16 protein-coding genes are annotated in these 22,256 nt (G+C 68.3%); 6 read left to right on the top strand and 10 right to left on the bottom strand.

Annotated elements, in window-relative coordinates; translation table 11 throughout:
- Position 1 precedes the first annotated feature (1 nt).
- On the bottom strand, positions 2–472 hold the full coding sequence (gene dut / locus MJ605_RS07605; protein WP_243040700.1) for a dUTP diphosphatase: 471 nt from the start codon (positions 470–472) through the stop codon (positions 2–4).
- A complete protein-coding gene (coaBC, locus tag MJ605_RS07600; RefSeq protein WP_243040699.1) occupies positions 469–1,674 on the bottom strand; it encodes a bifunctional phosphopantothenoylcysteine decarboxylase/phosphopantothenate--cysteine ligase CoaBC in 1,206 nt (401 codons plus the stop codon). The genes dut and coaBC overlap by 4 nt, the downstream gene beginning before the upstream one ends.
- A 296-nt stretch (positions 1,675–1,970) precedes the next feature.
- Here coaBC and radC point away from each other — a divergent pair, with 296 nt between their 5' ends.
- The 3 genes from radC (at position 1,971) to MJ605_RS07585 (ending at position 5,556) form a co-directional block, all read left to right on the top strand.
- Positions 1,971–2,642: a RadC family protein gene (radC, locus tag MJ605_RS07595; protein ID WP_243040698.1), complete on the top strand. Its 672-nt coding sequence runs from the start codon at positions 1,971–1,973 to the stop codon at positions 2,640–2,642.
- A gap of 493 nt (positions 2,643–3,135) precedes the next feature.
- Positions 3,136–4,827, top strand: coding sequence for an arginine--tRNA ligase (gene argS, locus MJ605_RS07590; protein WP_243040697.1), 1,692 nt, complete (start codon positions 3,136–3,138; stop codon positions 4,825–4,827).
- Entirely contained in the window at positions 4,828–5,556 is a 729-nt protein-coding gene (locus MJ605_RS07585) for an SPOR domain-containing protein (RefSeq protein WP_243040696.1), read from the top strand.
- Between the two features lie 190 nt (positions 5,557–5,746).
- Here the strand turns inward: MJ605_RS07585 and MJ605_RS07580 are convergent, their stop codons facing one another.
- The 7 genes from MJ605_RS07580 to speA form a co-directional block, all read right to left on the bottom strand.
- Positions 5,747–9,589: an autotransporter outer membrane beta-barrel domain-containing protein gene (locus MJ605_RS07580; protein WP_243040695.1), complete on the bottom strand. Its 3,843-nt coding sequence runs from the start codon at positions 9,587–9,589 to the stop codon at positions 5,747–5,749.
- A 336-nt stretch (positions 9,590–9,925) separates the two neighbouring features.
- The gene (locus tag MJ605_RS07575) at positions 9,926–12,895 is read right to left on the bottom strand and encodes an autotransporter family protein (RefSeq protein ID WP_243040694.1); all 2,970 of its coding nucleotides are present in this window, start codon (positions 12,893–12,895) and stop codon (positions 9,926–9,928) included.
- Between the two features lie 132 nt (positions 12,896–13,027).
- Positions 13,028–13,888: an NAD(P)-dependent oxidoreductase gene (locus MJ605_RS07570; RefSeq protein WP_243040693.1), complete on the bottom strand. Its 861-nt coding sequence runs from the start codon at positions 13,886–13,888 to the stop codon at positions 13,028–13,030.
- A gap of 16 nt (positions 13,889–13,904) precedes the next feature.
- On the bottom strand, positions 13,905–15,098 hold the full coding sequence (locus MJ605_RS07565; protein ID WP_243040692.1) for a DUF3734 domain-containing protein: 1,194 nt from the start codon (positions 15,096–15,098) through the stop codon (positions 13,905–13,907).
- A gap of 16 nt (positions 15,099–15,114) precedes the next feature.
- A complete protein-coding gene (locus MJ605_RS07560; protein ID WP_243040691.1) occupies positions 15,115–15,855 on the bottom strand; it encodes an acetoacetate decarboxylase in 741 nt (246 codons plus the stop codon).
- Between the two features lie 94 nt (positions 15,856–15,949).
- Positions 15,950–16,735: a 3-hydroxybutyrate dehydrogenase gene (locus MJ605_RS07555; RefSeq protein WP_243040690.1), complete on the bottom strand. Its 786-nt coding sequence runs from the start codon at positions 16,733–16,735 to the stop codon at positions 15,950–15,952.
- A 181-nt stretch (positions 16,736–16,916) separates the two neighbouring features.
- Positions 16,917–18,806: a biosynthetic arginine decarboxylase gene (gene speA, locus MJ605_RS07550; RefSeq protein ID WP_243040689.1), complete on the bottom strand. Its 1,890-nt coding sequence runs from the start codon at positions 18,804–18,806 to the stop codon at positions 16,917–16,919.
- Between the two features lie 326 nt (positions 18,807–19,132).
- On the opposite strand from speA, the gene speE reads away from it, so the two are divergent.
- Positions 19,133–19,987 (top strand): polyamine aminopropyltransferase, encoded by an 855-nt coding sequence (gene speE / locus MJ605_RS07545; RefSeq protein ID WP_243040688.1) that lies wholly within the window; start codon positions 19,133–19,135, stop codon positions 19,985–19,987.
- Positions 19,988–20,087: 100 nt separating this feature from the next.
- Here speE and MJ605_RS07540 read toward each other — a convergent pair whose 3' ends face one another.
- Entirely contained in the window at positions 20,088–20,288 is a 201-nt protein-coding gene (locus MJ605_RS07540) for an antitermination protein NusB (RefSeq protein ID WP_243040687.1), read from the bottom strand.
- Positions 20,289–20,457: 169 nt separating this feature from the next.
- Here MJ605_RS07540 and MJ605_RS07535 point away from each other — a divergent pair, with 169 nt between their 5' ends.
- Positions 20,458–21,489, top strand: a complete 1,032-nt coding sequence (locus tag MJ605_RS07535) for a hypothetical protein (RefSeq protein WP_243040686.1) — start codon at positions 20,458–20,460, stop codon at positions 21,487–21,489.
- Between the two features lie 130 nt (positions 21,490–21,619).
- Positions 21,620–22,252 carry a ParA family protein gene (locus MJ605_RS07530; protein WP_243040685.1) on the top strand — a complete coding sequence of 211 codons (633 nt, stop codon included), beginning with the start codon at positions 21,620–21,622 and terminating at the stop codon, positions 22,250–22,252.
- The last annotated feature ends 4 nt before the right edge of the window (positions 22,253–22,256 follow it).

Here is a 22,256-nt window from a genome sequence, read left to right as displayed (position 1 = left end):
CCTAATTGACTCCGGTCGAACCGAACCCGCCCTCGCCCCTCTGCGAGGGCGCGAACGCCTGCACCACCTTCAGCCGCGCCTGCGCCACCGGCACCAGCAGCAACTGGGCGATGCGATCGCCCACGTCGATGGTGTAGGGCTGAGCACCGCGATTCCAGCACGAAATCATCAACGGCCCCTGGTAGTCAGCATCGATCACGCCGACCAGGTTGCCCATCACCAGGCCATGCTTATGGCCCAGCCCCGAGCGCGGCACGATCAGCGCGCACCAGCCCGGGTCGCCGATATGGATGGCCATGCCGCTGGGCACCAGCGCGCTTTCGCCGGGCGGCAGGGTCAGCGGCGCCTCGATGGCGGCGCGCAGGTCCATGCCGGCGCTACCGGCGGTGGCCGGCTGCGGCAGGGGAATGCTGTCGCCCAGACGCGGGTCGAGGATCTTCAGCTCGACCTCGATCCCCTGGCCCGCCGTCACGGGCGCACCGCCCGGTAACGCTCGGCCACCCTGGCCACCAGCTGCCGTGCCAGCTCGGTCTTGGAGACGCGCGGCAGCTCGATGGTCCCCTCGGGGCTGTAAAGGGTCAAGGCGTTGTCGGCGGCCTCGAAGCCAAGGCCGCCGCCGACCTGGTTGGCGGCGATCATGTCCAATCCCTTGCGCGCCAGCTTGTCGCGCGCGTATCGCTCCACATCATGCGTTTCCGCCGCGAATCCGACCAGGAAAGGGCGCACGGTTTGCGCAGCCAGCGTGGCCAGGATGTCGGGATTCTCGGCCAGGCGCAGTTCCAGCGGGGCGCCGTCGTGTTTCTTGAGCTTGTGCTCGGCCACCTGCGCGGGCCGGTAGTCCCCCACCGCCGCGGCGCCGATATAGATGTCCGCGTTCGCGGTGGACGCCACCACGGCGTCGCGCATCTGCGCGGCGCTGCGCACGTCGATGCGCCGGGCAATGCCCGGCGGCGTGGCCAGGCTGACCGGGCCGGCCACCAGGGTCACCTCGGCGCCGGCCTGCGCGGCTGCCTCGGCCACGGCGAAGCCCATGCGGCCGGAGCTGCGGTTGCCGATGAAGCGCACCGGGTCGATGTCCTCGTAGGTCGGCCCCGCGCTCACCACCACCTTCAGCCCGTGCAGGGCCTGGTCGCCATACGAGGCGACGAGGGCCTCGCGCAGCTCCAGCGGCTCGAGCATGCGGCCCGAGCCGATGTCGCCGCAGGCCTGGTCGCCGGAGGCGGGACCGAGCAGGCGCACGCCGCGCTGGCGCAGCGTCTCGACGTTGGCCTGCACCGCCGGGTGCGCCCACATCTGCTGGTTCATCGCCGGCGCCACGTACAGCGGCGCGGCGCTGGCCAGGCACACGGTGGTGAGCAGGTCGTTGGCCAGGCCGTGGGCGAGGCGCGCGATCAGGTCGGCGCTGGCCGGGGCAACCAGGATGCGCTCGGCCCAGCGCGCCAGCTCGATATGGCCCATGGCCGCCTCCGCTTCCGCGTCCCACAGGCTGGTGCGCACCGGCTGGCCGGACAGCGCCTGGAAGGTGGTGGCGCTGACGAAACGGGTGGCGCCCTCGGTCATCACCACGCGCACCTCGGCACCGAGGTCGCGCAGGCGGCGGACCAGCTCGCAGGACTTGTAGGCGGCGATGCCGCCGGATACGCCCAGCAGGATGCGGCGTTGGGCAAGACTCATGGTGGGTGGGCCTGACTTAAACCGTTTGGCCCGGTAGCTTACCGGAATCGCCTGGGCGGCTCGGTGATGGATGGGCGTACGCGGGACGCGATGGCCCGACAGTCGGCGGAGGCGGCCGCACGGGCTCCGTGCGGGTGTTCATCGACCGGATCGCCGAGTTCGCGGTCAGGCTGCCGTCCGCCACCGGCTGACAGACGCGCGCGGCCACAGCCTGCCCGCACGCGGCCGGGCGCCGGACAACGCCGCGCGGCCCGCTGCCAATGGGCGTGCGCACGGCGGACCGGCAGCCTGTGGGAATGAGCATCCGCGAATGGCCCGAAGGGGAACGTCCCCGCGAAAAACTGCTGTCCCGGGGCCAGAGCGCCCTGTCCAATGCCGAACTGATCGCCGTGCTGCTGGGCAGCGGCGTGCCCGGCACGGACGCCGTCGCGCTCGGCCGCCAGTTGCTCGCCGCCTGCGGCGGGCTGGGCCTCCTGCTGGCCGATCCGGGCCAGGCCATCCGGCTGCGCGGCATCGGCCCGGCCAAGCGCGCCCGCCTGGTCGCGGCGCTGGAACTGGCCCGCCGCGTCCTGGCCGAACAGCTGGCCGAACGCCCCACCCTGGGCAACCCGCACGACAGCGGCGACTACCTGCGCGCCCAGCTGCGCCACCTGCCCTACGAGGTATTTGTCTGCCTGTTCCTGGACAACCGCCATCGCGTGCTGGCCTTCGAGGAGCTGTTCCGCGGCACCGTGGACGGCGCCAGCGTCCACCCCCGCGAGGTGGTGCGCGCCTGCCTGCGGCACAACGCTGCCGCCGTGATCTTCGCCCACAACCACCCTTCCGGCGTGGCCGAGCCCAGCCCGGCCGACCACGCCATCACCCGCGAGCTGCGCGACGCCCTGCAATTGGTCGGGGTGCGGGTGCTGGACCACCTGGTGATCGGTCACGGCGCGCCGGTGTCGATGGCGGCGCGGGGGATGCTTTAGCGCCTGTTCACGATCTCCCCAAAGAACAACGGCGCGGGGGGAGGTCCGCGCCGTTTGGCCGTTTTGTGGGGAGGGAGGAGAGTGACGGCGGTCTCCCGTCCCCGTCGGCGGGAAGGTGCCTGGGGGACGGGGCATAGTGTGGCGGCGCCGCATGACAGGGGCGTGACGTGTCGGCGTTGAAAAGCCGATGCATCTGCCGTGCCCGCCCTCCGCGACTTATGCACATTGGCCCCAGGACGGCACTTTCCGCCCGCTTTTTTTCGCGCACCTCACATTTGGCATCCAACACCATGTTTTTACATTGGTTTTTTCTTTACAGCGCAATTTCCGCCGGCATCCCACGATGACAAGCGCAGCGGCGTAGGAGATTCCCCACAGAGTTATCCACAGAACTTTCCCCCGTGACGCAGCATGCGCCTTCCGCAGGTAACGGCCGGCTCCGACGGCGGTGGTCTGATAGGATTAGCGGTTCCATCGTCGCCAGACCAACGCCGTGAAAGAACAGCTGCGAGACCTGCTGCGGCAGGCCATTCGTACCCTGCAGAACGACTCCGCCCTGCCCGCCGACCTCGACGTGCCGGGCTTCGTGATCGAGCGCGCGCGCAGCCGCGAGCATGGCGATTTCGCCGCCAACGCGGCCATGCTGCTGGCCAAGCCGGCCCGCGCCAAGCCGCGCGAACTGGCCGAGAAGCTGGTGGCCGCCCTGCCCGCCAACACTCTGGTGGACAAGGTGGAGATCGCCGGCCCCGGTTTCATCAACTTCTTCCTGGCGCCGGGCGCCTACCACGAGGAGACCGGCCGCATCCTCGCGCAGGGCGGCGCCTATGGCCGCAACGACAGCGGCAAGGGCGTCACCGCCGGCGTGGAGTTCGTCTCGGCCAACCCGACCGGCCCGCTGCACGTGGGCCACGGCCGCAACGCCGTGCTGGGCGACTGCGTGGCGCGCCTGCTCGACGCCACCGGCTGGAAGGTCAAGCGCGAGTTCTACTACAACGACGCCGGCGTGCAGATCCACAACCTGGCCATCTCGGTGCAGGCGCGCGCGCGCGGCCTCACCCCGGCCGACGCCGGCTGGCCGGAGGACGGCTACCGCGGCGACTACATCGCCGACGTGGCCCGCGCCTACCTCGACGGCGACAGCGTGGAGGTGGAAGGCCATGTGGTCACCGGCGCCAGGGACGCCGACGACCTGGAAGCCATCCGCCATTTCGCCGTGGCCTACCTGCGCCGCGAGCAGGACCTGGACCTGAAGGCCTTCGGCGTCGGCTTCGACACCTATTTCCTGGAGTCCTCGCTGTACACCGACGGCAAGGTGGACGAGACCGTGCGCGAACTGGTCGCCCACGGCCACACCTACGAGGAAGGCGGCGCGCTGTGGCTGCGCTCCACCGATTTCGGTGACGACAAGGACCGCGTGATGCGCAAGTCCGACGGCACCTACACCTACTTCGTGCCGGACGTGGCCTACCACCTGTCCAAGTGGCAGCGCGGCTACGTCAACGCGGTGACCGTGCTGGGCTCGGACCACCACGGCTCGCTGGCGCGCGTGAAGGCCGGCCTGCAGGCGCTGGACGTGGGCATTCCCAAGGGCTGGCCCAACTACGTGCTGTACCAGATGGTGACGGTGATGCGCGGCGGCGAAGAGGTGAAGCTCTCCAAGCGCGCCGGCAGCTACCTCACCCTGCGTGACCTGATCGAGGAAGCCGGCCGCGACGCCACCCGCTACTTCCTGATCGCGCGCAAGGCCGACTCGCAGTTGGTGTTCGACATCGACCTGGCACGCTCGCAGAGCAACGACAACCCGGTCTACTACATCCAGTACGCCCACGCCCGCGTGTGCCGCGTGCTGGAGGAACTGGCCGAGCGCGGCCTGCCGCCAGTGGATACCGAGGCGGGCGTCGCCGGGCTGGCGCGACTGGACAGCCCCCACGAACAGGCGCTGTTCACCGAGCTGTCGCGCTTCCCCGAAGTGGTGGAGGCCGCCGCGGCCAATCTGGAACCGCACCTGATCGCGCAATACCTGCGCGAGCTCGCGGGCGCCCTGCACAGTTACTATCACGAGCACAAATGGATCGTGGACGACGCCGAACTGCGCAACGCGCGCATCACGCTCGCCGTCGCCACGCGCCAGGTCATACGCAACGGTTTGGCATTGCTGGGACTCAGCGCCCCGGAGAAGATGTAAATGGCAGCACCACGCAAGGGCAAAGGCCGCCAGGCCGTCCGTAACAACAGCGGCGGCATGCCCGGCTGGGGCTGGGCCGTCATCGGCATCCTGATCGGCGCCGTGCTGATGTTCGCCATGCTTGGCCACCTGCCGATCGCGCCGCGTCCGAACGGCGGCCCGCAACCCAACCCGCAGGCCACCGCCCAGCGCGGCAGCGACGCCGGCGCCGCCGGCAGCGAATCGACCTCCGCCACCGACGCCGCACCCGCGCCGAAGAAGCCGCAGTACGACTTCTACTCAGTGCTGTCGGAGAAGGAAGTGCGCATTCCCGACGCGGTAATCAGCGCCCAGGCCAAGGCCGAGCAGCAGCAGAAGCAGCAGGCCGCCCAACAGGCGGCGCAGGCCGAGGCCCAATCGCCGACGACGCCCAAGCCGGCGGCGAATGCCCCGGCGGCGGTATCCGAGGCGGTCACCGCCGCGCCGGAATCCGCCGTGAAGCCGCAGGCCGCCGGCAGCGGCTACCTGCTGCAGGTCGGCGCCTTCCCCAGTCCCGCCGATGCGGAGACGCTCAAGGCCAAGCTGGCCATGCAGGGCTTCGTCGCCAACGTGGCGCCGGTGAGCGTCAACGGCCAGACCTACAACCGCGTACGCCTGGGCCCGTTCCACTCGGCCACCGAACTGGAAGCGGCCAAGCAGCGCCTGGCCTCGGCCGGCATCAATGCCATCGCCCTGAAGGAAGGCCGCTGACGCCACGCGCCCGGCGAGCAACATGTCATGAAAAAAGGCCGCTCGACGCGGCCTTTTTTGTTGGCCTCAAGCACCCCTCCCCAACCCTCCCCTGCCAACGCAGGGGAGCAAGTGCGATCACGCTCTTGGCTCCTCTCCCCGCTGGCAGGGGGAGGTTGGGAGGGGATTGCTCTGGCTGCCGAGCAGCCCCTCAAAAACGCCAGCGCAGCCCCAGGTTGGCCGACCAGCCCCGCTCGCCCACATCGCCCACCTTGGCCTGGTAGTCCGCGCCGCCATAGATCGACCACGCGTCCGACCACGCGCCGGTGATGCCGGCGCCCAACTGCACGACGCGGCCCCACTTGCCCGAGACCAGGGTGTCGTTGACGCTCCACGCATCGCTCCTGACGTTGACGTCGTCGCCGCTGTCGCCGCTGGCGACGTAGTTCAGCCGCGCCCAGGGTGTCCAGCGCCCGCCGGCCTCGGTGGTGAACGTCTTGCTCAGATAGGTACCCAGGCGGCCCGTCCAGGCATGCGACGTTGCAGGCGAGACAGTCAGGCCATCGCGATCGGTGAAGCTCGCCGTATGCAAGTACTGGTAGACCACCTGCGCCTGCGGCTCCAGGCGAAGTCCATTGCCGAACACGAAGGGGATGCCGGCTTCCAGCGAGTACGACCAGCCACGCGTGCGGAACTCGGCCATGTCGCGGCCTCGCTCGGCGGTATCGACCGAGGTGCGGTAGAAGTTGCGCGCCACCACGCCATCGAGATAGAGGCCGTTGGCTTGTTCGTACGTGCCGGTGAGCCCCAGGCTGTTGCCAGTCATGCGCATACGGCTGCTGCCGTCAGCCGCGCGCGGCGTGATACGCGAGTCGCCGGTGACGCCGTAGGCGCCAAGCCGCCAGGTCGAGCTATCGCCCATCGCCTTCAACCAGGTGCCGCCGATCTGCACGGCGCGGTCGTTCTGGTCGAAGTCATAGCCGTACTGGGCAAAGCTGCGGTTGCTGCCGTAGCGGTAATCGCCGCCGAACACGCGGGCATAGAACTCGGCGGCCTGCCTATCGGTGCTCGCGGCGTCGTTGTGAAGTTCACCCAGTCGGTCATGCAGCGTGCCAAGGCTGCGCAAGCCATAGGCGAGCATGGCGGTGGACGCGGCAAGATAGGAAGGCACCTGCGGCACCACCGCCGGCCTCTGGGTGCCCGTGGGACCAGTTGGGCCGACGGGATTGGTGGGATTGGTGGGATTGGTGGGATTGGTGGGATTGGTGGGATTGGTGGGATTGGTGGGATTGGCCGGATTCGGATCGGCCACGTACGCATTTTGCAAACGGTAGTCCCAGTACCCGTTGCCTGAACCGGCCACCACGCGTTGGCCGGCATCCGCGCTGCCGGGCTGGTAGTCGTGCAACTCGTAGCGCCAGGGGCCCACCGCCACGTAGCCGCCAGCCAGCCTGAAGGCCGAAGCACCGGCCTGACCAGCCACTTGCGCCAGCGAAATGCCTTCATTCGGCTCCAGCACGCCATTGCGGTTGGTGTCGGTCAATGCACCCGTGCCGCTGCCGGTCACCGCCAGATAAGTGGTGCCGCTGGCGTTGCCTTCCACCAGCACGCGGTCGGTGAACTGGTTGGCCAGCGGACCGCCCTCGTTGAGCTGCGTATTCAGCACCACCGTGCCGCCGCCGCCGATCCAGTCGCCATGCACCGTCAGCGTCTTGTAGCTGGATGCCGGTGCGGCAAACGCCACGATGCCGCCCAACGCCAGTTGCTGGACGTCCGAATTGGCGGTGAGGTTCCACTGGCTGGTGGCGTCCACGTCAATGCCGCCGACGTTATACGCCGCACCGGTAAGAACCGAGGCCTGCGCCAGCGATACGTTCGCCGTGCTCCCGTTCACGGCAATCAGGTCACCATCGAGCGCCACATGATCGGTGGCGGCGAGATCGACGGACGTTCCCGCCGTAGCCACGCCGAGCAGCACGCCGTTACCGCCCGAGACCTGTGCGCCTTGGGCGAGATTCACCGTATTGCTGCCGGCCTCGGCATAGATGGCATAACCCGTCACCGAACGTAGCGTGCCGCCCGACACAAGGACGCTATTGGCCGTCGATGCCGAACCGTCCGTGCTTAGCGACAAGCCGTTGCGCTGTCCCTGGATGGTGCTGTTGGTCAGGCTCATCGACGCGTTACCCAGAGCAACGCCATCGGCATTGGCGCCGTGGGTCGTGACTTGCACGCCGGTGGCATCGACCTGACTGCCCGCGCCGAGCGATACCAAGCCATGTGCGCGGTCGCCAAGCGTATCGATGGTGGCTCCCTGTCCCAACGCCACCACGCCGCCATTCAGCGCGATGGCGCCATAGGCGTGTTCGCCAGCCGTGGTGACGCCAAGCTGGCCCGAGGAGGTCAGTTGGCTGCCCGGGCCGCTGGCACGCAAGGCCACAGCCAGGTCGCCGACGGTCGATACGGTCGTGCTGCCGCCCAGCGACACCACGCCGCCCCATTCCGCATCGACGCCGTAGGCACTCAGGCCTTGGTTTACGTCGTCCTGGCCCAGGGTCTCGATCTGCACATTCGTCGCCGTAACGGAGGCGCCATTGGTAGTCACCAATGCGGCCGAACCATCGCCCCGTGTGCTCAGCTGAGTGCCATCCAGCGTCACCGTGCTGGCAATGGCCTGAATGGCATCGGACCCCTCTCCCGTGGTCGTAACGCTGCCGCCCGTCCATTCGACGGAGCCGCCATACGCATAGATGCCATGCGAACCGCCTCCCGCTGTGCTGATCGTGGTGTTCGTGGCACTGACTTGGCCGGCATCCTGGGCCAACACGCCGAGGCCGTTGTCGCCTTGCGTGCCCAACTGGGTGCCATCCAGCGTTACCGTACCGTTGTTGTCCGCCACCACGGCATAAGCCCACTGTCCCACGGTTGCCACGCTGCCGCCTGTCCATCCGATGGAAGCATTATCAACCGCCGCAATACCACGCGAATCATCCCCCTGGGTGTCGATCGTGGTATCCGTGGCGACGATCTGCGTACCGGCATCAAAAGCCAACGCACCATAGGCATAACCGCCTTGCGTGCTTATCTGGGTACCGTCGAGTGTCACCGTACCGCCACCGCTGGCCTGTACGGCGTCGGCTCCATAACCCGCCGTCATGACGTTACCGCCCGCCAGTTCCGAGGAGGCACCGCCATGTGCCAGGATGCCTAGCGACCAATCTCCTCGGGTATCGATGGTGGTGTCGGTGGCGGTGATTCGCGTACCGGCATCCATGGCTACCACGCCAATGGCGTAATCGCCCTGCGTGGTGACGCTGCCATCGGTAAAGGAGAGCAGGCCCCCCGTTTCCGCCGCCAGGCCATAGGCATAGTCGCCCGTCGTATCCAGCGCGACATGGCTGGCGGCAAGGTTGCCTGCATCGAAGGCATAGAGCCCGAGGCTATTGGTGCCTTGTGTGGTTACCGAAGTGCCTTCCAGCGACGCCGTGCCAGCTCCCGCCATGACGGCTACGGCCGATTCGCCTGTGGTGGTCACGCTACCGCCGGTCAGTTCGGCCGATGCACCATCGAGCGCCAGCACGCCGTGTGAATTGATGCCGCCGGTGCGAATGGATGTATCCGTGGCGGCGAAGCGAGCGTCGGTGCTCATGGCCATCGCGCCGTAGGCGACATCGCCTTGCGTGGTCACCGAGCCTCCGGTCAGCGTCATCTGGCCGCCGAATCCCACGTAAGCGCCCATCAGTCCATCACCGCTGGTAAGCACCGTCACGTCATGGGCGTCCAGCCGGGACCCGGCGTGATAGGCGCCGAGGGCAAAGAGGTCCATGGGGCCCGAGACCGTCACCGTGTCCCCGTCCAGCGATACCTCGCTTCCGTTATCGGCGACGACCGGGGCGGTGTAGTCGGTGGCCATGCCTTGCCCCTGCACGGCCAATCCCATGATTAAAGCGGCGCTGAGCTTGCCCAGGCGCGGACGGTGCCCGCGGGCCAGTTCGGATACGACGGTCCAGGTACCCAGCGTGGCATTCCAGACCACGCGATAGATGTGATTCATGTGAGGCTCCGTGTATGCATTTGCATGCTGCGGATGAGCACGTCTCATCCCCCCGCCTTCCAGCCGGGGTGTCGCCATCACGAAGGGTTTTCCGGCCAGTCGGAGCCATCCTTTCTATCTGTCGGCCTGCTTTATCCCCATCAGGCAAATCCGAAAAAAGCAGCGGTTTTCGCCCGATATGGCTGGAATGTCGGATGACGCAGGCGTGGCGTCATGGGAGCTGCGTTGCTTTGTCTCGTCGACTTGCGCCAGCGCAAAAAAAGCCGCGCGGAAAGCGCGGCTCGCTTGTTTCACTGTAGGGGTGCTTGTGTCCGCGTCGAGATGTTGAACCGGCTTTCAAAACTGCCAGCGCAATCCCACGTTGGCGGCCCAGCCTTTTTCGCCGGCGTCGCCTAGCCGGGTCTGGTAGTCGCCCGCGATATAGATCCACGCCCTGGCGGCGAGATGGCCGGTGAGGGTGAGGCCGCCTTGCAAGGCGTCGCCGAAGCGGCCGCTGTTGAGCGCGCTGTCCACGTCCCACGCGCGGCTGGTGACATCGACCTGGGTGGTCCCGCCCGAGCCGCGCAGGTAGTTGAGGCGGACACCGGCCGTCCAGTCCAGGCCGGAGGCGGTGGTGAAGGTCTTGCCGAGGTTGGCGCCGATGCGTCCGACCCAGGTGCTGCTGCTGGCCTGTGTGATGTCGAGGTCATCGGCGTCGCTGAAGCGGTTGAGGCCGATGCGCTGGTAGATCACCTGGGCCTGCGGTTCCAGTCGCAAGCCTGGCCCCAGCAGCAAGGCATAGCCGCTTTCCAGCGAGTAGGACCAGCCGTGGGCCTTGATGCGGGCCATGTCGGTGCCGCGTGCATCGGTGTCGACGCGGGCGTCGTAGTAGTTGCGCGACACCACGCCATCCACGTACAGGCCGTTGTCGCGCACGTAGGTCACCGTGGCGCCGAGGCTGGCCGCGTTCATGCGCAGGCGGCTGCCGCCATCGGCGGCGTCCGGCACGATGCTCGAGTTGCCGGTGGAACCGAACAGGCCCGCGCGCCACACGTCCTGCTCGCCCTGGGCTTTCAGCAAGGTGCCGCCCACTTGCAGGCTGCGGTCGATCTGGGTGAAGCCGTAGCCGAACTGCTCGAAGCCGAGGTTGCTTTTGTAGGTGTAGTTGCCGCCAGCCACGCGCGCGTAGAACTCGCTGGCGGCATCGCCATCCGCGCTGTCCTGGTGGAACTCGCCGAGGCGATCATGCAGGGAGGCCATTTGACGAGCGCCGTAGGCGAGCATGGCGGCGGGTGCGCTTACATAGGCGGGCACCTGCGGCACCACCTCGGGGCGCGCATCGGGTGGTGGCGGGGTTTCGGGCGTGATGGGCGGTTCCGGGGTGCCGGGCGGCTCGGACTCCGGCGGGACAGCAGGATCGCTTACATACGCGCTCTGCAGCCGGTAATCCCAATAGCCATTGCCGCTGCCGGCGACCAGCCGCTGGGCGGCATCGGCACTGCCCGGCTGGTAGGCGTACAGGTTGTAGCGCCACGGCCCGACGGCCACATAACCGCCCTGCAACTGGAAGGCCGAAGCGGCGGATGGCCCGGCCACCTGCACCAGCGAGATGCCCTGGCTGGCAGCAGGGACTTCCTCGCCGCTGGTCGGCGCGCCCGTGCCCGAGCCGACCACTTTCAGGAAAGTGGTGCCGCTGGCATTGCCTTCCACCAGCACGCGGTCGGTGGACTGGCTGGCCAACGGGCCACCTTCGTTGAGCAGGGTGTTCAGCACCACGGTGCCGTTGGCGCCGGCCAGGTCGCCATGCACCACCAGCGTCTTGTTGTCGTTGGGCGTCGTGAAGGCAAGCGTGCCGGCCAGGGCGAGGGAACGCACGTCGGCGTTCCCGGTGAGGTTCCAGGTGCTGCTGGCGTCGATGGCGACCTGCCCCGCCTGCGATGCCGCGCCAGTAAGCAAGGAACCGTTGGTGAGCCGCACGTTGGCGATGGCTCCGGCATCGGCATCGATATCGCCCGTCAGCGATCCGTTGCCGTCAGCCGCCAGGTCCACCGACGTGCCCGCGTTGCGCACATCGAGCAGGATGCCGTTGCCGCCCGTCACCTGGGCACCGTTGCCGAGGGCCACGGTGCTGCTGCCCGCATCGGCATACAGCGCGCTGCCGCCGATGGATTGGATGCGGCCGCCCATGACTTCGAGCGTGTTGCCGCCCGCCGGGGTGGCGCTCAGATGGACGCCGTTGTCCGCCGCGCTGACCGTGCTGCCGCTGAGCGACACGCTGCCGTCCGCCAGTTGGATGCCATCGGCGGCGGCCGTGGTGATAGAGGTATCGCTCGCGGCGATCCGGCTGCCGGCGCCCGAGGCGCGCAAGCCGCTGGCGAGGTCGCCCTGCGTGGCGACGGTGGCCTGGTCCAGTTGAACAAGACCGCCGCCCTCCGCATAGACGCCATACGCGCCGTTGCCGCCGGACGACGCGCCCGTGGTGCGCACCTGCCATTGCGTGGCGGATAGCTGGCTACCCGCGCCCAGCACGACGAGGCCGGGAGCGGAGGTGCCCTGCGTCGTGGTCGAGCCGTTGGAGAGCGTGATGCTGCCACCCCGGGCGAACGCGCCCAGCGCATTCGCGCCCGTGGTGGTGATGGTGCTGCCGTTGCCGGCGGCGATGGTGCTGCCGCTGCCCAGCGCCAGCAGGCCGTAGGCGACGTCGCCGGTGGTGGCGATGCTCGTCTGGCTCAGCGTCACCGCGGTGCCCGCGTTGGCGTTCACGCCATAGCCGTACATGCCCTGGGTGGTGATGGCGAGGCCATCGCCCGTGGCGGTCGAACCCTGGCCGATGGTGGTGAGGCCAACCGCCAGCGTGCCCTGCGTCGCCATGCTGAGGTTGGCCAGCGACAGGCTCGCGCCGTTCTCGGCACGCGCGCCACTAGTGGCGCTGATCGCCGTGCCGCTGGCCTCGATAAGCGAGCCGGCGCCGGTCGCGCGCAGGCCATTGCTCCCCGCGACGGAACCGCCGGTCAGCCGGATGTAGCCGCCCTGGTCGGCCAGGGCGCCGTCACCGCCCGCCTGCACGGCCGTATCGCTGGCCAGGAGCCGTGCGCCGGCACCCGTGGCACGCAAGCCGGGGCCGCCCGCCACGGTGACCGTGTCGCCATCCAGCGTCACGGCCTGGCCGGCCTGCGCGGTCACGGTGGACGTGTAGTCAGTCGCCCCGGCCGGTGCCACCAACGCGCCCAGCAGGGCCGTGGCGAGCAGGCGATGCGTGAAGGCCGCGTCATCGCGGCCTCGCCATCGGCAAGCCGTCGCCCGGGCCACCCGGCGGATGCGCCTCATACGCCTCTCCTGCCCGATTCAACGACGTGAAGACGAGTAAGAAAATCGCACTGCCACTACCGCCGGGCCATCGCCGGCCCCTTCGCCCGGCGACGCACGAACGCGGCCGACGGGTGACCGAAACGCGGGGACTTACCCTTTGCGTTTCAATCGGATCAGGCCGGAGATATCGTCGTCACCATACCCTTGGCTCATCAATTCCGCGTAGTCGGCGAGTGAACGCTCGATCACGCTGCGGTTGGTGCCGGCGCCTTCGGCGATGCGGTGCACGATCCCCAGGTCCTTGTGCAGCAGGCCCAGCTTGAAGCCGACGCTGAACTCGTTGCGCAGCATGGTGGCGCCGCGCTTTTCCAGGAACCAGTTGCCGGCGGCGCCCGCGCCCAGCGTGGGCAGCAGGCGCTCGGGGTCCAGGCCCAGCGCCTCGGCCAACGCCAGCCCTTCGCACACGCCCTGCGCGATGCCGGCGACGAGCACCTGGTTGACCGCCTTGGTGGCCTGGCCGGCGCCGACGTCACCCAGGTGGGTGATGCGCAGCGCATAGGCTTCCAGCACCGGCCGTGCGCGTTCGAGCACGGCGGCGTCGCCGCCCACCATCACCGACAGCTTGCCGTTCCTGGCGCCTTCCACGCCACCGGACACCGGCGCGTCGAGGAAATGCGCACCCACCGTGGCCAGCCTGGCCGCCGCCTGCCTGGCGGTATCGGGGGCGACGGTGGAATGGTCGACCACGATGGCGCCCGCCTTGAGGTGCGGCGCCAGCGCATCGACCACGCCGAGCACGTCGGCGTCGGCGGTGACGCACAATGCGACCACGTCGCACTGCGCGGCGATCTCCGCCAGCGGCGGCGCGACGACGCCAAGCTCCTTCGCCACCGCGTCGGCGTTGGCCTGGGTGCGGCTGGACACGGCATGGAGCAGGCCGCGATCCTTGAGATGGCCGGCCATCGGCGTGCCCATGGCGCCGAGCCCGATGAATGCTGCCTTGAGACTCATGAGGTTTCCTGGTGGATCAGTCTTCACAATGAACATCGTGGGTGATGAAGGGGTGTTCCGTGCCGGGCGGCTCGAACCATTGCGGTTCCGCCAGCGTGCATCGCATGTCATCCAAGCCGCTGGCCCAGTGCTGTTGCATGCTGCCGAAGCTGAACTCGTAGTCCTTGTAGTGCCCTTCGTACGGCTTGTTGCGGTAGATCAGGTGGAACAGGTTGACCAGCGCGCCGCCCGCATAGACTTCCGCGCGACGGTAGGCTGGGTCACGGCGCCGTTCTTCCGGCACCAGCGCCATCAGCTCGTTGAGCAGGCGCTGCTGCCGCTGGCGCATGCCCATGAATTCGGTGATCAGGCGCGTGCGGCTGGAATACTGGATGTCCTTGGCGCGCGAGGTCACCTCGGCCAGATCGCGCGGCACCTGGCCGCGCGCGCTCCACAGGTCCACCTGGAAAATCAGCGAATCCCGGCAAATGCCATCGGACAGCACCTTGTACAGCGGCGTGTTGGAGACCATGCCGCCGTCCCAGTAGAACTCGCCGTCGATTTCGGTGGCGGGGAAGCCCGGCGGCAGCGAGCCGGAGGCGATGAAATGCTCCAGCCGCAGCTCGCCTTCGGTGTTGTCGAAGTAGATGAAATTGCCGGTACGGATGTTCACCGCGCCCACCGACACGCGCATGGCAGTCTTGTGGTTGATGCGATCGATGTCGACCAGGCGCTCCAGGGTGGTCTTCAGCGGCGCGGTGTCGTACCAGCTCGCCGTGGCCGGCGAGGCCCGCCACGGCAGCAGCGGGAACGGCCGCGGGAAGAAGAAGCCCGGCTGCCCTTCCACCAGCGCGCGCAGCGCGGCCCAGCCGCTCATGCCGTTCTGCCAGGGCAGCTCCCACGCGCCGGGATCGAGCGGCGGCGTGGGCCATACCGGCAGCAGCGGCGGGCGGCAGATCGTGTGCCAGAACTCGCGCAGGCGCTCGACCCGGTGCTCAGGCGGGTTGCCGGCGATGATGGCGGCGTTGAGCGCGCCGATGGAGATGCCGGCAACCCAGTTGGGATGGATGCCCGCCTGGTCCAGCGCCTCGTACACGCCGGCCTGGTAGGCGCCCAGCGCGCCGCCGCCCTGCAGGACCAGGGCCGTCACCTGGTATTGCTTGTGGTACTTCCGCAAACGGTCCTGGTCGGCCACCTGGGTCTCTGCACGGTTCTTCTTACGGACGTCCATACGGATAAACCTCGGTTCAATCGGCCAGATAGTCGTACACCACGCTGCCCAGGTCGAGGGTCAGGTCGGTGATATAGTGCAGGGCCGACTCCACCTTCAGCACCGGCAGGTCGGCCACCGGCGCCAGTGCATGGGCATGCAGCTCCAGCGAACCCGGCCCGGTCCAGGCGCCCTTGAGCGTGACGTTGGTGGTGTAGTAGCGGACCAGCTCGCAGATGCGCGGCGTACCGTCCACGTGCGGAATGATCTTGAGCAGGAAATTGGGCGCGGCCAGCGCCGCCAGCACGGCCTGGCGGTCGGCCTCGCGGTGCTTGAAGCCCATGGTGGCCTTGGCCACCCGCACCTTGCCGTAGTCGAGCGTGCCTACCAGGGTGTCGATCTCGGTCTCCAGCACCGGGCTGGCGAGTTTCTTGGGAAAGCCCCACAACTCGCGCCCGCCGGCGATCGGGGGATGATCGTTCAAGTACATCGAATGCACGTAGCCGCCATGCTGGCCCCGGAAGCTGACCGGAATGACCTGGCCGGATTCGGTGTAGTCGCCGAAGCCGGTGGAATCGGGCATGCGGATGAACTCGTACTTGACCAGCGGCTCGGCCACTTCCAGCGGCTCCGGCACCACCGCGCGCAAGGCATCGGGATCCGTGCGGTAGGTGATGACCAGGAATTCGCGATTGACGAAACGGTAGGGCCCGGGCGGAAACGCCGGGTTGGTCAACGGCATGGCGAAGGCGTTGGCCTTCACTTCGGCGATCTTCATGGCGACGCTCCTGGCAATCCGTCCGCACGGACCCGCGCGGACCGGCAAGGCGGCGGGTCCCGCCCGACGACCAGGACGGGACGGGACGCGGCGGCTACTGCATGTACCAGCCGTGGCTGACCACGATGGATTGCCCGGTCAACGCGGCCGAGGGGAACGTCGCCAGGTAAAGCGCCGTCTGCGCGATGTCCTCGACCGTGGTGAACACGCCATCCACGGTGTCGCTGAGCATCACGTTCTTGATCACCTCGGCCTCGCTGATGCCCAGCTCCTTGGCCTGCTCGGGAATCTGCTTCTCCACCAGCGGCGTGCGCACGAAGCCTGGGCAGATCACGTGCGAACGCACGTTGTGGGCCGCGCCCTCCTTCGCCAGCGTGCGCGCCAGGCCCAGCAGGCCGTGCTTAGCGGTGACGTAGGCGGACTTGAGCTTGGAGGCCTCGTGCGAATGCACCGAGCCCATGTAGATGACGATGCCGCCGCGGTCGTCCTTGTACATGTGCTTGAGCGCGGCCTTGGTGGTGAGGAAGCCGCCATCGAGATGGATGGCCAGCATCTTCTTCCAGTCGGCGAAGGCGAACTGCTCGATCGGGTTGATGATCTGCACGCCCGCATTGGAGATGAGGATGTCCAGATGGCCGAACGCGGCGACCACCTTGTCGGTGCCCGCGTTCACCGCCGCCTCGTCGGTGACGTCCATGGCGATGCCGATGGCCTTGCCGCCGGCCGCGGTGATCTCCGCCGCGGTCGCGTCGGCCGCCTGCTGGTTGATGTCGGCGATGGCCACCGCCGCACCGTTCTTCGCGTACAGCTCGGCAATCGCCTTGCCCAGGCCGCTGGCCGCGCCAGTGATGAGTGCCACCTTGCCGTCGAGACTTGCCATGACTACTCCTTTCGATGGGGATCGGGGAAAAAGCAGAAACGGTGTAGGCCATGGCCCGCGCCGCCGTCAACGCCACAGGCTGCCATAGCCCGGGGCGCGCATCCATGCGACGAATGGACAACCTGGCGTGGCCTTTCCTATTCCGTCATTCCGGCGCAGGCCGGAATGACGGGCAAGCGCGTTAGCGCGTGCCCTCGGACAGGTAGGTATAGCCGGTCAAACCTTCGTTCAACGTGACGAACAGCTGCTCCGCCGCCGCGCCCTCCACGCCCGCCGCGGCGATCCGCTCGCGGTAGCTGGCGCGCAGCGCTTCCAGATCGTAGCCGACGTAGTCGAGCATCAGGTCGGTGGTGTCGCCGCGGCGCTTGTGCGCGAAAACATACGAATCGCCATCCACTCGCACGTTCACCGCATCGGTGTCGCCGAACAGGTTGTGGATGTCGCCCAACGTCTCCTGGTAGGCGCCGACCATGAAGATGCCCAGGCGATAGCTTTCCTCGTCCTTCAGCGCATGAAGCGGCAGGCTCACGTCCACGCCCTCGGCATCGACGTAGTCGTCGATGCGGCCGTCCGAATCGCAGGTGAGGTCCACGATCACGCCGCGGCGGGTGGGCTGCTCGTCCAGGCGCGCGATCGGCGCGATCGGGAAGATCTGGTCGATCGCCCAGATGTCCGGCACCGACTCGAACACCGAGAAGTTGACGAAGTACTTGTCCACCAGCTTCTCGTCCAGCTCGTCCAGCGCCTGGCGGTGCGAGCGCTCGGCCGGCAGCAGGCGCGTGCGCACCGCGTTGGCGATGGCGTAGTACATGTCGTCCAGGCGGGCGCGGTCGTCCAAGGTCAGCTGGCCCAGCGCGTACAGCGCCTGGCCCTCGGCGAGGTGGTGCTGGGCCTCGTGGAACAGTTCCAGCGCGGGGCGCCGGTCCAGTTCCTCCCAGGTCTCGCGCAGGCGTCGCAGCACCGCCGGTTCATGCGCGTGCGCCGGCGGGATGTGACCGGCGGGTACCGGCTCCACCTCGGTCACGTTGACCACCATCACCGCGTGGTGGGCGGTCATGGCGCGGCCGGCCTCGGTGAGGATGTGCGGCGCGGGCAGGTTCTCCTCCGCCACCGCCTCGGCCAGCGACTGCACGATGGTGGCGGCGTACTGCTCGATGGAGTAGTTGATGGAGTTGTGGCTACGCGAGCGCGAGCCTTCGTAGTCCACGCCCAGGCCGCCGCCGACGTCCACGATCTCCAGCGGCACGCCCATGCGCTTGAGCTCCACGAAATAGCGCGTGGCTTCGCGCATGCCGTTGGCGATGTCGCGCACGTTGGAAATCTGTGAGCCCATGTGGAAATGCTGCAGCTTCAGCGTGTGCTTGAGGCCGGCCTGCTCCAGCCGCTCCACCAGGGTGAGCACCTGGCTGGGCGAGAGGCCGAACTTGCCCTTGTCGCCGCCGGTGTTCTGCCACTTGCCGGCACCGATCGAGGCCAGGCGCACGCGCACGCCGAGCAGCGGCTCGACGTCGAGCGCCCTGGCCTCGGCGAACACGTGGTCCAGCTCGGAGAGCTTCTCGATCACGATGTGCACGCGCAGGCCGAGCTTGCGGCCGATCAGCGCCAGGCGCACGTATTCGCGGTCCTTGTAGCCGTTGCAGATCACGATGCTGCCGGGCCGGGCCATCGCCAGCACCGCCATCAGCTCGGGCTTGGAGCCGGCCTCCAGGCCGAAGCCGTGCTCGCCCGCGGCCACCAGCTCGCCGGCCACGCCGCGCTGCTGGTTGACCTTGATCGGATAGACGGCCGTATAGCCGCCCGCGTAGCCCCACTCGCCGATGGCCCTGGCGAAGGCATCCTGCAATCGTTTCAAACGATCGGCCAGGATGTCCGGAAAGCGCACCAGCAGCGGCAGGCGCAGGCCTTCGGCGCGGGCGCGCTCCACGATGGCCGGCAGCGACAGCGCGGGGCCGCCGGCGCCCTTGGGGCGCATCACGATATGGCCGGCGTCATTGATGTCCACGTAGCCGTCGCCCCAGTGCGGGACGGCGTAGGTATGGCGGGCGGCGTCGATGTTCCAGTGCTTGGACACGGAGGGTTCCTTTGGAGCCTGTAATGTCGTCGCAGCGGCGGTGCCTTGACGAAAAACGAAGCCAGCCGGCCGGAAGCCTCGCACGCCGCGGGGCCGGGCTGACCTTGGGAGGCCGCTCATCGGCGCGCCAGACCGGCGCGGCACCGGAAGGCGGTTCGAGCGGCGCACCCCTGGGCACGAGCCGCGTGGCGCGGCGGTCCGGTCGCCTATTGTAACGGCCCCTTGTGACAATGTGCCGATGGCCGCCGGCCCGTGGACGGGACGGGGGCGCCGGTTCGGCTACAATTCGCGATCTTTGAACCCACCGATCGTCAGGAACATTCCCCATGTCGCAGCACCCCAGCTGGTTCACCGAAGCCCACCAGGCCTCCGGCTCCTCCATCGGCTACCGCGTGGAGAAGCTGCTGCACGCCGAGAAAACCCCGTTCCAGACCATCGAGATCTACCAGACCACCGACTGGGGCAACCTGATGGTGATCGACGGCTGCGTGATGCTGACCAGCCGCGACAATTTCCTGTACCACGAGATGATGACCCACCCGGCGCTGTTCACCCATGCGCGCGCCAAGCGCGTGGTGATCATCGGCGGCGGCGACTGCGGCACGCTGCGCGAGGTGCTCAAGCACGAGGAAGTGGAGCACGCCGTGCAGGTGGAGATCGACGAGCGCGTGACGCGCCTGGCCGAGCAGTATTTCCCGGAGCTGTGCGAATCCAACGGCGACGCGCGCGCCGAGCTGCTGTTCATCGACGGCATCAAGTACATGGCCGAGGCCGAGCCGGAATCGCTGGACCTGATCATCGTGGACTCGACCGACCCGGTCGGCCCCGCCGAGGGCCTGTTCAACGCCGCCTTCTACGCCAGCTGCTTCAAGGCCCTGCGCCACGGCGGCATCCTGGTGCAGCAGTCCGAATCGCCGCTGGCGCACCTGGAACTGATCAAGTCCATGCGCTCGGCCATGCGCACCGCCGGCTTCAGCGCGGTCAAGACCCTGCCGTTCCCGCAGCCGTGCTACCCGACCGGCTGGTGGAGCTGCACCATGGCGCGCAAGGGCGGCGACCTGGCCGGCTTCCGCGAGCGCGGTGCGCTGAGCAAGGGCTTCCCCACCCGCTACTACAACGCCGACATCCACAAGGCGGCGCTGGCCCAGCCGGAGTTCATGCGCGAGGCGCTGGGCGAGTAATCGCCCACGCTTAACCTGTAGGAGCGCACCTGTGCGCGAAAAGCCTACGCAGCGGTAAAGCCGCAGCTCCGCGTTCGCGCACAGGGTGCGCTCCTGCAAATCAGAACAGCGTCTGCCGCGCCTTGGGGAGCAGCACCAGCACCAGCGTGGCGACCGGTCCGAACGGCAGCGACAGCAGGAACCACAGCAGGCCGCTGCGATTCTTGCCCTGCGCCAGCCCGGCGTTGATGAGGGCCAGCGTGCCCCAGCCCGCGAACCAGGGGGCCGCCTGTCCGCTGGCCAAGAAGGAAAAATCGTTCACTGCCTTAAGTCTCCTGTGCTGCGCAGGATGGCGGTGCATCCCGGGGCGTCGCGAAGCTGCCATGCTAGCAAGGCCGGACGCGTTCTCCCTCATGCCGCGTCCACCGGATCAGGCGAGCTTAATGCGGGATCGGTATGCTGGCTGCTTAGTCCGCACAAGGAGTCCCCCCATGCTTGGACGGCATCCGCTCACGCTCGCACTGGCCTTGGTCGCCCTCACCAGCCCGGCGCTGGCCGCCAAGACCCCGCCCACGGCCGACAAGCAGGCCACCGCCCGGCGCCAGGCCCTGCTGTCCTTCCAGAAGGACTTGGTCAGCGTGATCGCCCCCCAGGCCGCGCCCACGCCGCTGCTGGGCGGCGCCCTGCTGGCGCGGCCGCTGGCCGGCCTGCCCGACTTCAACAGCTTCCACAGCCTGATCGATCGCGCCGCCCAGGCGGAAGGCGCCGGCCCGGAGGTCAACTGGGTACGGCTGAGCGACTGCGACGCCAAGGGCGATGACTGCCCCAACGCCGACGCGCTGGCCAGGCTCACCGCGCAGGCGCCGGACAATGCCGCCGTCTGGATGCTCAAGCTGGGCCAGGACACCCGCGACGGCAAGAAGGACGACGCCCGCGCGGACCTGGCCAAGGCCGCCTCGGCCAAGGTCTACGACGACTACACCGGCGCCAGCCTCAAAGCGCTGGCCACCACCGTGACCCTGTTGCCGCCGCCCCCCGCCGTGATGAGCCCGCTGTCGGCCACCGGGGCCGCCGGCGTGCAGGTGATGATGGTGTTCGGCCTGGCCGAGACCCAGCCGCAACCGGCGCTGCAGGCGACCGCCAAGCTGTGCGAGGAAGGCAGTGGCGACGCCGCGACCAAGGCCGACTGCCTGAAGCTGGGCAAGCTGCTCGAATGGGGCTCCAGCCCGCTGGGCCGCTCGCTGGGCCTGCACCTGCGCGAGGTGCTGGCCGATGACCCGGCGCAGCAGGAGGACGCCAAGCGCGCCCGCCGCAACCTGGTGTGGCAGGTGCAGCGCTTCTCGGAACTCTCGGCCCGCGCCCAGGGCGATACCGCCCTGGCCCAGCACCTGATGTCGCTGGCCCGCTCCGGCGGCACCGAGATGAGCCTGATGCTCACCGCCCTGCACGACTACAACGTGGCCGTGGACGCGCCGACGGACTGGTCGCCGGCCAATGCCGCCGCCAGCGCCAGCAGGGACTAGGCGCCTGTTCAAGGCCTCCCTGTGGTCCGCGTTGCCCGCGCGTGCCGCGCGGCGCTCTTGCGCTTGCCTATTCCCTACGCACCGCTCCCTGCCCTAGGCTTGGCCCCGGCTTGGACACTGGGGCGGCATCATGCTGACGGTACTGGTAGCAAGCAGCAAAGGCGGTTGCGGCAAGAGCACGCTGGTCACCCAGCTGGCTTCGCATTGGGCCGAGGATGGCAAGCACACGGCCATCGTCGATGCGGATCGGCAGCAGTCCAGCTTCCGCTGGGCCTCGCGGCGACCGGACAACGTCCCCGGCGTGCTGGGCCTGGAAGGCGGCCGCAAGGCGCTGGACAAGCTGCCGCCCGACACCCAGCGCGTGCTGATCGACACGGCCGCCGGCTCGCAGGAACGCGAACTGGAGCCCTACCTGGAAAAGGCCGACGTGCTGCTGGTGCCAGTGCTGCCGTCAACCTTCGACCTGGATGCCACGTTCGATTTCCTGGCCCACCTGCAGCAGGTTCCCCGCATCAAGCGCGGCAAGCTGCCGGTCGGCCTGGTTGGCAACCGCCTGAAGCCCTGGACCAACGCCAGCCAGGAAGCCATGGCGCGGCTGGCCGCGGAGGCACCGTTCCCGCTGGTGGCGCAGTTGCGCGACAGTCAGGCCTATGTGCTGCTGGCCGCACTTGGCAAGGGTATCTTTGACTACGCTTCGGAAAACGTCCGCAGCCACCAGGAGGACTGGAAACAGCTCCTGCGCTGGATCAAGCGCCAGCACTGAGAGC

It is taken from the genome of Dyella sedimenti, assembly GCF_022760995.1.
GTDB classification, from domain to species: domain Bacteria; phylum Pseudomonadota; class Gammaproteobacteria; order Xanthomonadales; family Rhodanobacteraceae; genus Dyella; species Dyella sedimenti.
The sequence above is the reverse complement of the archived record's forward strand: the minus strand, read 5'-3'. Positions and strand labels throughout refer to the sequence as shown.